This window comes from Oceanobacillus sojae, from assembly GCF_900162665.1.
Classification (GTDB): Bacteria; Bacillota; Bacilli; order Bacillales; family Amphibacillaceae; genus Oceanobacillus; species Oceanobacillus sojae_A.
Window position 1 is genome coordinate 490,187 of sequence record NZ_LT727813.1, and the last position, 12,123, is coordinate 502,309.

Sequence of the window (12,123 nt, forward strand, 5' to 3'; positions counted from 1 at the left end):
CGGCTTTTCAAAGTTTAAGAATTAATAATTTTATCTACCGTTTCTTCTACTTCATCTCTGGACATTTTTTCCTTACCGTTTTTCAAGGCATTTAATGTTTTATGTGCCAGTGCTAATGGTATCCGGCAGAATAGAAGTATATTTTTGGTAGAGATTTGTGTCATATACTCGTCCGCTTTTTGTAAATTCGCTTCTGCATATGCAAACATTTCCTTCTTAGACCAGTCATTCGGGAAAAAGCCGACTCCTCTTTCCGCATCTTCATCAATATTCCGTAATATATTCACAGCCTGCAGTCCGCGCCCATAACCGATAGCCAGATCGCGGTCTGTTTCGGTTCCGTCATACCATTTCCAAATATCAGACAGCATGACACCGACAAGACCTGCTACATAATATGTATACTCATCTAAATCCTCTTTTGTCTTTACTTCCCAGTCTTTACCTACCCATTTAGCCATTCCCTCTGCCATTTCACTCGTCGAATCTTTTACTTTTTGCTGAATATCTTCCGGACAGAATTCAATCCAGTCAGCTAAGCGCAATGTCACTTCAGGAAGTTCGTTTTCATATGGAGCTACCAGCCGGCGATAAGCCTCGCGGTTAAATACTTCTTCCTTTAATAAATGGCTTGTCTCATTTAATAAATGCTGTTTTATTTCTGCATCCATTTCTTCATGGTCTTCCATTTCGTCAACAGCGCGCATGCAGAGGTAAGCTGAACCAACTGTTTTCCGCAATGTTTTGTTCAACAGTTTAATGGGGATATAAAATGTTCTGCTCGTCTGTTTTAAAACCTTCATTGCATCTTTTTCTAATGTTGCTTTGTTACTCACCCAAAACTCCTCCTTATTTCATGCGTTACTATAAGTATAACAAACAAGTATCTTTTTTTCCTTTAAAAGTGTTGAATTCTCATTAATTTTCACATAAAGTTCTTGTGCTATCCTTTTTTTAAAGCTACTATGGTAGATAGTGTTTTTATCACTTCGATGTTAATAACAGGATAATTATAGATAAGGCGTGTTGATTATGAATAAAAGTGTATATTTACTGATGACCATTTCATTTGTAGTCGGAATGGTTGAATTAATTATTGGCGGTATTCTCGATTTAGTAGCGGGTGACCTCGGTGTGTCATTAGGAAAAGCTGGATTATTAATTACCATTTTTTCTCTTGTTTTCGCTATTGCTTCACCTATTTTACTTTATTTAACTGCATCTGTTGAACGGAAAAAGCTGACCATTATTTCTTTAGTATTCTTTTTACTTGGAAATATTCTTGCTGTTTTTAGTTTAAACTATACGATGATTTTTATTAGCAGAATAATTTCTGCAGCAAGTGCTTCTTTACTCATTGTACTTTGTGTGATGATGGCATCCTCCATTGTTAAGCCGGCTTACAGAGGACGGGCTATCGGCATCGTCAGTATGGGAGTAAGCGGATCGCTTGTTTTCGGGATTCCATTCGGGCTAATCCTTGGAGAATCGTTTGGCTGGCGCGCTCCGTTTGTACTTATTTCTTTCTTAACGGTTGCTTCTATTATATTTGTCCATTACTTTATGCAGCGTATTCCTTCCGCAGAAAAACCACTGCCGTTAACAGCGCAGCTGAAAATGATCCGGAACCCGAAGGTTCTTTTTATATTACTGACGACATTCTTTGTCTTGGCCGGCCACACAACATTATATGGCTACTTGAATCCATTTATAAAAGATTTCATGGAATTAGACGGCATTTGGCTAAGTGCTGTTTATCTGATCTTTGGTATTTCTGCTGTCAGCGGTGGCGGTGCAGGTGGAACATTATCCGATTTATTCGGACCGAAGCGAACTATTCTCAGCACCATTATCTTATTTGTGGCTACCATTTTAATTATTCCGGTTTCGTCGTTCCATGTTGTCTTATTCCTTGTGGTACTTATACTATGGGGAATGCTCAGCTGGGCTGTTTCGCCGCCGGTTCAAAGCTATTTAATTGAGACCTCCCCGCAGAATTCGAGTATTCTGGTCAGCTTAAATAATTCTGCTTTACATTTAGGTATTGCAGTCGGTTCATTTGCCGGAAGTATCGTCATTGAACAAGCAAGCGTGGAAAAGAATGCCTATGTCGGCGGAGCTATTGTCTTTTTAGGATTAATCACAGCCTTAATCGCACTGAAAGGATATAAACGCCCGGAAGTAACAGCAGACTGATAGGTTGATAAACTGCATGGATGATTTTATTTCCATGCAGTTTTTAATTTACATCAGAAAATTCGCTGCTCATGTATACGATGTTTTATCTTCCTTATCATTAGAGACCTTTTCTTTCTTTATAATACTTCTTCTGTAAATAACAATAGGCAGCGTTCCTAAAATTAATCCGCTCACTGCGAACACTTCTATTTTACCCAGGCTGCAGCCAACGACTATACCCAGGCTTAAGAAAAAAATAAATAACGCTCCGAGATGGTAGATCCGCATATCTTTATATCCCCTTTTTACCTATTATATGAAGGAGATAATTTAATGGTACATCATCGCTTGAGCGGCTTATGCCCATTCCCCCTTAACCATATAAATATCTTTTAAAAATCCGCGTTTTTTCAAGATTACTTTATTGCCGCATTTTTGATAACGGTTACATTCGTGAGCCCAGATGTATTCTAAAAATTCGCTATTGCCTTACTTCCTTTTTCATGTTTAAATAAATTCAATATACAATAGGAAGCGTAGAGGTGGTTAGATGGAAGAGAAGGTTTCAGTAGGATTATTAGGTCTTGGTGTCGTTGGCTCAGGCGTTATTCACCTGATTGAAGATCACCAGGAAAAACTGGCGCATCAATTAGGCTGTAAAGTTGAAGTGGTTAAGGCGCTTGTACGTGATATAGAAAAAGCAAGAAATATTGATGTGAACCAGGAAATTTTAACAACAGATCCCGATGACGTTCTTGAAAATCCGGATATTGATCTTGTCATTGAAGTAATGGGCGGAATTGATCATACCAGGGATTATATGCTAAAAGCCTTTTCTAATAAAAAACATGTCGTATCAGCTAACAAAGACCTGGTAGCTGTGCACGGCCCAGAATTACAGGAAGCAGCGGTTAAAAATAATTGTGATTTTTATTATGAAGCAAGTGTAGCCGGCGGTATTCCTATACTACGCGGAATTAATGAAGGATTATCCTCCGACCACATTCAAAAAATAATGGGGATTGTCAATGGGACAACCAACTATATTTTAACAAAAATGGACGAAGAAGGTGTAAGCTACGAGGATGCTCTTGCAGAAGCACAGCGTCTCGGCTTTGCAGAATCGGATCCAACTTCTGATGTAGAAGGATTAGATGCAGCCCGGAAAATGGCTATTCTCGGCCGCTTAGCGTTCTCTACTCCTGTTGACTTGCAGGATGTTGAGGTAGAAGGAATTCACGGGATTGAATTAAAAGATCTTCGTTATGCTGCACAGCTGGGGTATACGATGAAGCTTATCGGATTTGCCAACTTCTTTGATCATGAATTAGAAATAAGTGTACAACCTACATTACTGGCCAAAAATCATCCGCTGGCCAGCGTTAAAAATGAATATAACGCAGTTTATGTTTATGGTGAAGCAGTTGGTGAAACAATGTTCTATGGTCCCGGCGCCGGAAGTCTTCCGACAGCTACAGCGATTTTATCCGATGTTGTCGCTGCAATTAAAGCGATGCGTCTCGGGGTATCCGGAAAACAATTAAACGACATGCAATTTCCAAAAACATTGCGTCCAAAGGATAAGCAGCATGGTCAATATTATGTTCGTTTATGCGTAGAAGACAAGACTGGAGTGTTCTCAGAAATTTCATCGATTTTTCATTCACAGGACATCAGTTTCCAACGTATTCTGCAGACACCAGTGGATGAAAAAGATTCTGCAGAAATTGTATTAGTCACACACGACACACCATACTCTCAATTTGAACAAGTATTGAATCAGTTGGAAGCATTTGATGCAGTGAATGAGATAAAGAGTTATTACAAAGTAGAAGGAGATGCGTAAGATGGCTTGGAAAGGGTTAATTGAAGAATATCGTGACTTACTTCCTGTTACGGATAAAACACCCGCTTTATCATTATTAGAAGGAAATACTCCACTATTTCATTTTCCAAATCTATCAAAGGAATTGGGGATTGAATTATACGGGAAGTTTGAAGGCTTAAATCCGACCGGGTCATTTAAAGATCGTGGCATGGTGATGGCTGTTGCTAAAGCGATAGAAGAAGGCTCAAGCTCTGTTATTTGTGCATCTACCGGAAATACCTCTGCAGCAGCAGCGGCGTATGCGGCACGTGCTGGAATCCGGGCAATCATTGTTATTCCAAAAGGAAAAGTTGCTCTTGGAAAACTCGCTCAGGCTGTTATGTATGGAGCTGAAATTGTTGAGATTGAAGGTAATTTCGATCAGGCGTTGCAGCTCGTTCGCAAAATTAGTGAAAAGTCTCCTATCACACTAGTAAACTCTGTTAATCCATATCGTTTGGAAGGCCAAAAAACAGCAGCGTTTGAAGTATGCGATCAATTGGGAGACGCTCCTGATATTCTGGCAATTCCTGTCGGTAATGCCGGAAATATCAGTGCCTACTGGAAAGGCTTTAAAGAATACAGTACATCAAAAGGAACAGCTCTTCCAAAAATGTTTGGTTTTGAAGCAGAAGGTGCAGCTGCCATTGTCAGAAATAAAGTTGTTGAAGACCCGGAAACAGTGGCAACGGCGATTCGAATTGGAAATCCTGCCAGCTGGGATTTAGCTGTCCAGGCCAGAGAAGAATCAGGCGGAATGATTGGTTCTGTCACAGATGACGAAATCATTTCTGCCTTTAAACTGCTCCCACGCAAGGAAGGAGTTTTTGCAGAGCCGGGCTCAGCCGCTTCTATTGCAGGTGTTATCCAGCAGGTAAAAGCAGGTACAATCGCTGAAGGCAGCAAAGTTGTTGCTGTATTAACCGGTAACGGATTGAAGGATCCACAGACTGCCATTGATCAATTAACAATTGACCCTGTTACGCTTCCAAACGACGAAGATGCCATCCTTGAATATTTAGAGAAGATGATCACATCATGACGCCGTTCCGCATTTCTGTACCTGCAAGCAGCGCTAATCTTGGCCCTGGATTCGATTCCATGGGCCTTGCATTAGGCTTGTACATTCATTTAGATGTAGAGCGTGCAGATCATCATGTTTTTTTTGCACACGGCTCTGAGGAGACAGAAGAAAATCATTTTATCTGGAATATCACGGAGCAGGTAGCAGAACGGTACGGGGCAGCATTACCTCCCTGTAAGGTACAGGAAACCAGTGAAATTCCACTGGCCAGAGGATTAGGAAGCAGTGCATCCGCAATTGTCGCAGGAATTGAGCTCGCTAATCAGCTTGGAAATTTACAATTAACAGATGAACAGAAATTGGCATTTGGAACGGAAATCGAAGGTCATCCAGATAATATTGCACCTGCTTTGTTTGGAGGATTAACAATTTCTACAATGCTTAAAAATGAGATCCCTTCTGTCCGGCTAAATGACATCGAATTAGATTTAATTGCATATATTCCGGAGGTAGAACTGAAAACAAAGGTTGCCAGGGATTGTCTGCCGGATACATATGAACGGAGTTATGCAGCAAGAGCGAGTGCAATGAGCAATCTGGCCGTTGCTGCCCTCTACTCGAAAGACTATGCTTTGTTTGGAAAAATGCTTGAGAACGATTTATTTCATGAGCCTTTTCGAAAAGCACTTGTTCCTAATTTTGATCTTATCCGTGAAAAAGCAAAGGAAGCCGGGGCATATGGTACAGCTTTAAGCGGTGCAGGACCGACGATGCTTTCTTTTGTACCGAAAGGAAATGGAGAAAAAATCAAGAATGAGATAGTAAAACAGCTTAACGATTATCAAGTACAGCTTTTAAAGATTGATACAAAAGGGGTTTCTATTTCTTAAAATATTACTTAATAAAGGGCAATAAAATGTGCAAGAGTTTTCCAACCACTCTTGCACATTTTTTAAATGATTTCATTATAGATCAGGCCATCGTTATTATGAATATCAATGATTTTTAAACGGCTATCATGTTTAACAAAGATGGTTTTATAGTATTTCTCTCCATCCATTTCATAGATCATAACACGAGATTCCTTATTATCTGTTTCAACTACTGCGTCATAATCACCTTCCGCAATCTGTTCAGCAATAACTTTCTGTTCTTTATAGTCATAAGATGCTTCTGCTTCATTATCGGAAGTGCCATCTTCAGATTCCTCCTCAGGTTCTTCAGAAGCTTCACCAGCTGTATCTGACTCATGCTCTTCTGCAGCTTGTTGGCTTTCGTCAGCATTATTATCAGCTTCTTGCTCTGTATCAGCCTGGCAGGCACTGGCAACGAGTAAAACAAACAGGATGCTTGACATTTGCAGTATTTTTTTCATTATATCTCCTCCCCCAGCACTAGATTTCCTTTTTTAAGATCGTATTAAACCTTTTTTTCACAATGATTTATTATAACTGAGATATCAAATATTTGTGTTATCGCAAGACTTTTTCTGTCTTTTCACATATATTTTATTTACTGGCTTTCTCTGTTTTTTTTCGGTGAACCGGCTCTCTTCGTACAGATTTAAAAAATGAAATACCCATAAGAATAATCACAATAGAAAACGGCAATGCTGCGATAATAAGCATATTTTGCAGGCCTTGCGTACCGCCAAAATATACAATGATTGCTGCAACTGCTGATTGCATTAATCCCCACATAATTTTAACGGAATTGTGCGGGTTGATTGTCCCTCCTGTACTCAGCATTCCCAATACAAAAGTGGCTGAGTCAGCTGAAGTAATAAAAAACACCGCCACTACAACAATAGTAATGATTGACATTATCATTCCTAATGGGTATTCATTCAAAACGCCAAACGTTGATGTTTCGAGAGCAAATTCAGAAATTTTAGCAATTCCATTTTGCTCCAGATTTAAAGCAGAAACACCAAAAACAGCAAAGAAAATAAAACAAACAATCGCCGGAACAAATAATACTCCCAGCATAAATTCTTTAATCGTTCTCCCTTTAGAGATGCGGGCAATAAAGATCCCTACAAATGGGGACCAGGATATCCACCATGCCCAATAGAAAATTGTCCAATTATTAATCCATCCCCTCTGTTCTTCATTTTGAGGAGCCAATCGCAGACTCATCTCAAAAAAATCAGATACATAGTTTCCTAATGTATTTGTAAACATGTTAAGAATGTATAATGTAGGACCTATTATAAATAACATAAGTAATAATACAAATGCCAGCCCCATATTAAAATTACTCAGGTATTTTATTCCTCTTCCAATTCCGGACCATGCAGAACAAATAAACAAGGCTGTTGCTATCACTAAGATCAGTAACTGTACCGGGAAAGTACCAGGTGTACCAAATAAATAGGATAATCCACCATTAATTTGTGCAGACCCAAATCCTAAAGTAGCAGCAACACCAACTACTGTAGCAAAAACTGCTAATGTGTCTATAATTTTTCCGGCTAGACCCAGCATTCTCTTCTTCCCAAATATAGGGACCAACGTTGCGCTAATTAATCCCGGTGTGTCCTTATGAAATTTAAAGTATGCTAATACGAGTGCCACAATACCATATACTGCCCAGGCATGCATCCCCCAATGAAAAAAAGCATACTTTAAACTGTCGTTTATTGCTTGTTCAGACCCCAGCTCTGCAGCCGGAGAATTGGTAAATGCATGTGAAACAGGTTCTGAGGTTGTCCAAAAAACTAATCCCATCCCCATCCCGGCACTAAATAACATAGCAAACCAGGATAATAAACTAAACTCTGGTTTATCATTTTCTTTTCCCAGTTTAATATTTCCATATCGTGAAAAGATAAGGTAAATACAAAATACCAGCATAAACATAACTAATATTAAATAATACCAGCCAAATTTTTCGGATATAAAAGTAGTGACATCTAAAGTAATTCCTTCTAAGTTCTTTGGTGCAACAGACCCCCAAATAACTACGATAATACATAATACCAATGAATACCAAAATACACTCGTTACATTTTTCATCTATACACCTCTTATCATTTACTATTTATATGTACCGTCTTCCTAACCACTACTACCCTTCAAACCATCCTATCAAACCTTCACCTGTTCTTATTTACCATTTGTAAAATTGATAAATAAACAAGTAATGGCATGGTATTTGTTGAAAAAGAGTTGATGCAACAGCCCGGATAAAATCTCGACTGCCCCGGGAACAGGATGTTCACACGGAAAAGAAAAATAACGGGGGCCCAAGGGGCGTTTTCCGAACTTATCTTACATATTTTTGGTCAGGTTTGTACTCTCAATATCTGCTCGTAAACATTTTCAGCACATACCCTTTCTGACACATAAAAAGGAGTGTAACAGGAACTGCGCGTTCCTGTTACACTCCTTTTATTCTAAACAAAACGGCTTACTGTTCTAAATAAACATCTTTTAACAGCAGCATTTTCGTCGGCAGCATTTTTAGGTTTTGAACCTCTGTTCTTTCAGCAAGCAGATAGTCCTTATGCATAATGTAGACCATTGGCGCTTCATCAATCAGTAATTCCTGCGCTTCTTTATAGATTTCTAAGCGCTTCTCTTCGTCAACTTCCTGACGTCCTGCATCCAGTAATTCATCTAACTCATCAATTTGTAAAAATGTACGGTTGCCGGGAGGTCCCAAATTATCCGAATGGAATAACGGAGCTAATCCAAGATCAGCATCTGCTGTACTGTTTGACCAGCCCAGAATAAACATATCATGATCACCATTACCAATCTGTTCCAGATATGCGCCCCACTCCATCATTTCAATATCGACATCAATTCCAATTTCTTTTAACTGTGCCTGAGCGTTTGTAGCAATATCTGCACGCTCCCGCGTTTCATTTGTCCAAAGCGTTGTTGAGAATCCATCAGGATATCCAGCTTCCGCTAAAAGCTCTTTTGCAGCGTCAACATCATATTCTAATCCTTCTAAACTTTCATCATAACCAAATACACCCGGTGAAAGCGGACCTTCCGCCTCTAACGCATAACCATTTACAACACCATCCAGAATTTGGCCTTTATCTAATGCCATAGAAATGGCCTGGCGCACACGTTTATCATCAAACGGTTCTTTTTGTGTATTAAATCCAATATAGTCTAAGGAAACACTGCTTTGCTGATACATTTCCAAATCTTCAGATTGTTCAACCTGTTCAATATCTGAAGAGCTGAGCGGGTTAGAAACATGCGAATCTCCTGTCTGTAATTCTGCCAATCTTGTTAAATCCTCAGGAACTACTTTAAATGTTACTGAATCAAGTTTTGCTGCTCCATCCCAATAGTCTTCATTCTTAACAAGGCGAATATGTTGCCCTGATGCCCATTCATCAAATTTAAAATAACCTGTGCCGATTGGATTTGCATTAATAACAGATCCGGGGCCCTCTCCATCCTCCATTGCTGCATAGTCTTCTTCAATCTGTTTCGGTGAAATCATTGCTCCCATTGGATGCCCTAAATTAGCCGGAAGTCCTGGAAACGGATACTCTGTTTTAATATGAACTGTATAATCATCCACCACCTCAACATCTTCAACCATTTCCACCATATTTGCAGTTGGATAGCCTACATCAGGATCCATCATTCTCTCAATATTTACTTTTACTGCCTCTGCATTAAAAGGCTCGCCGTCATGGAAGGTAACTCCCTCCTGAAGCTTAAATTCCCAAGTTGTATCATCAACCTGCTCCCACTCTGTTGCCAGACTTGGCAGTAGATTCATATCTTCGTCATGCTTTACCAGTTTTTCAAAAATGTTATATTGTACATCAAACGAAGGTACATCATTTACAGCGCCCGGATCTAAAGAAACTGCATCAGAAATTGTAGCGATTACTAAATCTCCGCCTTCTTGAGCTTGCCCTCCATCTCCTGAGCCTCCTTCTGACTCATTTGGTTCACTTGCACAACCAGCCAACACTAAAACGGTCATGATCATGCTCATAAAAAATGCTAAGTAATTTTTTTTCATGCTGCTTCCCCCTGTGTTATATTGTTATAATAAATTTCCATTCCGTGAGACTCCTGATTTTCTCTCACGGAATGAGCATTTTTAACAAAATTTCCTGATGTATTATTTTAAATAATGGTTCATAAACTCAACAATTTTTGAATTCATCAGAATGTGATTTTCCAATTTTTCTGTCTGATGTCCTTCATCATCAAATATAATCAGTTCAACATCCTTATCCTGTTTTTCCAAGTCACTTGTCAGCTGTTCTGCTTCAGATACTGGTACACGTGTATCGTTTCTTCCATGGAAAATAAGCAGCGGTACTTCTATCTTATCTGTATGGTTTAACGGGGCAATCTCTTCAAAGAAATCTACATCATTTTCTAATGATCCATACTCCTGTTCACGCAGTCTTCTTCTCCAAAGACCCGTATTTTCCAAAAACGTACGGAAATGACTGATTCCGACAATATCAACAGCGGCAGCCCATAGCTTTGGATAGTGAGTAATTGCTGCCAGCACCATAAAACCGCCGTAGCTTCTTCCCATAATTCCTACACGATCTTTGTCCGCCTGATGGTTTTCTATTAAGTCTTTCACAAGATAATTCAAATCAGCAACAGAATCCATCCGCTTACGGACATCATCTAATTGTACATATTCTCTTCCATACCCCATGCTGCCGCGTACATTTGGAGTAGCCACTGCATAGCCTTGTGCAGCCAGGAATTGAATTACCGGGTTGTACTCATTCCGTATTTGACTCTCCGGTCCGCCGTGAACATGAATCATTACCGGCTGATTAGCATGCTTCTTGCCATATAGAAAATAAGGAACTTCCAGTCCATCAAAGGATGTAAACTGATAGAGCTCCGGTTCTACCCATTGCTTGGCAATATCTGAATCTGGAGTAACATGGGTTAACCGGGTTGATTGATCTGCAGTAATTTCGACCTTCCATATGTCACCCGGAATGACAGCACTTGTTACGCCTGCCAATAATGTCTCCTCATTTAACCAGCTGAGAGATTGATAAACACCTGATGGAATACTCTCTATTGTTTTTACGGAGTTATCTTCCAGATAATAAGCGGCTAATTGTGAGCTTCCTCCTTTGTTCAAAGAGTAAGCAAGTCTGGTTTCATCCGGGGAAAGTTTTATTTCTTCAATATCCCATTGCTCATCCTTAAAAAGATACTCAATCTGCTGTGGTGAATCCAGTGAAAATGAAGCTATGGCTAATGTATTTCTGCCTTCGTCTGTGACTAGGTATCCTGCGCTTCCATCCTTCTTAAGCTGGACAGAATGATATCTTGCAGGAACGTCTACATTACCAATTCGTGTTGTCTCTCCTGACTCCAGGTCTAACATATGTAATTGGTTATCAATATTTGAGACTTTCACACTGATAATGAGACCCCTTCCATTTTTCGTCCAGCATAGCGCCGTACAATTCGTATCCGTTTCATATACTGTTTGTTCTTCTCCTGTTTCCACATCACAAACAAAAATATCAAAATATCCCGGATGTCTGCGATTACTTGCAAAGGCAATTTTCTTTTCATCTGGTGACCATCCGCCAAATTCATGAAAATGATCTTTGGAAATAACTAAATCCTCTACGGTTTGTCCTCTATCCTTTGTAATATAAAACTGCTGTTTCTCATTTCCTTCAAAATCAGAAGCAATAATAGATTTCTTCCCTGTTGGAGAATGGTACACCTCCAGTACACGATCGGACATTGTTGTAAAAGCTTCTGTTTCATCTTTTTTATTCAGCGTCCAGGCCTGGGGTCTTCCTGTAAGGTTAGCCAGGAATGTAAATTCATCCGAATCACCAATTTTTTGGGGATTGTATGCTCCCTTAGCAGTCAAATATTCCAGCAAAGCTGTCTCGTCCTTCTCTTGCATGTAATCCCTCCAAATGTTGAATATTTAATCATTTTACTATACGATAAAGTAAAACTATTACAAGTCTACTTAAATTTGTTTATTATCTGAATTTAATTAATAAACTTATAATAAGTTGATTATAGATTAAAGATTTGCAGAAATCAATATTATTTTG

Annotated in this window: 10 protein-coding genes; 4 read left to right on the forward strand and 6 right to left on the reverse strand. The window is 39.3% G+C overall.

The window, feature by feature from the left end:
- Positions 1–14: 14 nt before the first annotated feature.
- Positions 15–836: a squalene/phytoene synthase family protein gene (locus BN1068_RS19785; protein WP_077604547.1), complete on the reverse strand. Its 822-nt coding sequence runs from the start codon at positions 834–836 to the stop codon at positions 15–17.
- Positions 837–1,032: 196 nt separating this feature from the next.
- Here BN1068_RS19785 and BN1068_RS19790 point away from each other — a divergent pair, with 196 nt between their 5' ends.
- Positions 1,033–2,196, forward strand: coding sequence for an MFS transporter (locus BN1068_RS19790; RefSeq protein ID WP_077604548.1), 1,164 nt, complete (start codon positions 1,033–1,035; stop codon positions 2,194–2,196).
- A gap of 69 nt (positions 2,197–2,265) precedes the next feature.
- Here BN1068_RS19790 and BN1068_RS19795 read toward each other — a convergent pair whose 3' ends face one another.
- Positions 2,266–2,466 (reverse strand): hypothetical protein, encoded by a 201-nt coding sequence (locus BN1068_RS19795; RefSeq protein ID WP_077604549.1) that lies wholly within the window; start codon positions 2,464–2,466, stop codon positions 2,266–2,268.
- A gap of 262 nt (positions 2,467–2,728) precedes the next feature.
- Between BN1068_RS19795 and BN1068_RS19800 the strand changes: the two genes are divergently transcribed.
- The 3 genes from BN1068_RS19800 to thrB are packed head-to-tail and all read left to right on the forward strand — an operon-like array spanning position 2,729 to position 5,959.
- Positions 2,729–4,024 carry a homoserine dehydrogenase gene (locus BN1068_RS19800; protein ID WP_077604550.1) on the forward strand — a complete coding sequence of 432 codons (1,296 nt, stop codon included), beginning with the start codon at positions 2,729–2,731 and terminating at the stop codon, positions 4,022–4,024.
- A 1-nt stretch (position 4,025) separates the two neighbouring features.
- Positions 4,026–5,087, forward strand: a complete 1,062-nt coding sequence (thrC, locus tag BN1068_RS19805) for a threonine synthase (protein ID WP_077604551.1) — start codon at positions 4,026–4,028, stop codon at positions 5,085–5,087.
- Positions 5,084–5,959 (forward strand): homoserine kinase, encoded by an 876-nt coding sequence (gene thrB, locus BN1068_RS19810; protein WP_077604552.1) that lies wholly within the window; start codon positions 5,084–5,086, stop codon positions 5,957–5,959. Before thrC ends, thrB begins: the two co-directional genes overlap by 4 nt.
- Positions 5,960–6,021: 62 nt before the next feature.
- On the opposite strand, the gene BN1068_RS19815 is transcribed toward thrB, so the two are convergent.
- The 4 genes from BN1068_RS19815 to BN1068_RS19830 all read right to left on the reverse strand — a co-directional run bounded on the left by BN1068_RS19815 (position 6,022) and on the right by BN1068_RS19830 (position 11,966).
- Positions 6,022–6,444: a hypothetical protein gene (locus BN1068_RS19815; protein WP_077604553.1), complete on the reverse strand. Its 423-nt coding sequence runs from the start codon at positions 6,442–6,444 to the stop codon at positions 6,022–6,024.
- A 133-nt stretch (positions 6,445–6,577) separates the two neighbouring features.
- Positions 6,578–8,086, reverse strand: coding sequence for a BCCT family transporter (locus tag BN1068_RS19820; RefSeq protein ID WP_077604554.1), 1,509 nt, complete (start codon positions 8,084–8,086; stop codon positions 6,578–6,580).
- A gap of 394 nt (positions 8,087–8,480) precedes the next feature.
- Positions 8,481–10,073, reverse strand: a complete 1,593-nt coding sequence (locus BN1068_RS19825) for a glutathione ABC transporter substrate-binding protein (RefSeq protein WP_077604555.1) — start codon at positions 10,071–10,073, stop codon at positions 8,481–8,483.
- Positions 10,074–10,175: 102 nt separating this feature from the next.
- Entirely contained in the window at positions 10,176–11,966 is a 1,791-nt protein-coding gene (locus BN1068_RS19830) for a S9 family peptidase (protein ID WP_077604556.1), read from the reverse strand.
- Positions 11,967–12,123 lie beyond the last annotated feature (157 nt).

Excerpts from the sequence above, each read along its gene's own strand:
- BN1068_RS19790 (WP_077604548.1), top strand. The coding sequence starts at position 1,033 with ATGAATAAAAGTGTATATTTACTGATGACCATTTCATTTGTAGTCGGA.
- BN1068_RS19795 (WP_077604549.1), bottom strand. The coding sequence starts at position 2,466 with ATGCGGATCTACCATCTCGGAGCGTTATTTATTTTTTTCTTAAGCCTG.
- BN1068_RS19800 (WP_077604550.1), top strand. The coding sequence starts at position 2,729 with ATGGAAGAGAAGGTTTCAGTAGGATTATTAGGTCTTGGTGTCGTTGGC.
- thrC (WP_077604551.1), top strand. The coding sequence starts at position 4,026 with ATGGCTTGGAAAGGGTTAATTGAAGAATATCGTGACTTACTTCCTGTT.
- thrB (WP_077604552.1), top strand. The coding sequence starts at position 5,084 with ATGACGCCGTTCCGCATTTCTGTACCTGCAAGCAGCGCTAATCTTGGC.
- BN1068_RS19815 (WP_077604553.1), bottom strand. The coding sequence starts at position 6,444 with ATGAAAAAAATACTGCAAATGTCAAGCATCCTGTTTGTTTTACTCGTT.
- BN1068_RS19820 (WP_077604554.1), bottom strand. The coding sequence starts at position 8,086 with ATGAAAAATGTAACGAGTGTATTTTGGTATTCATTGGTATTATGTATT.
- BN1068_RS19825 (WP_077604555.1), bottom strand. The coding sequence starts at position 10,073 with ATGAAAAAAAATTACTTAGCATTTTTTATGAGCATGATCATGACCGTT.
- BN1068_RS19830 (WP_077604556.1), bottom strand. The coding sequence starts at position 11,966 with ATGCAAGAGAAGGACGAGACAGCTTTGCTGGAATATTTGACTGCTAAG.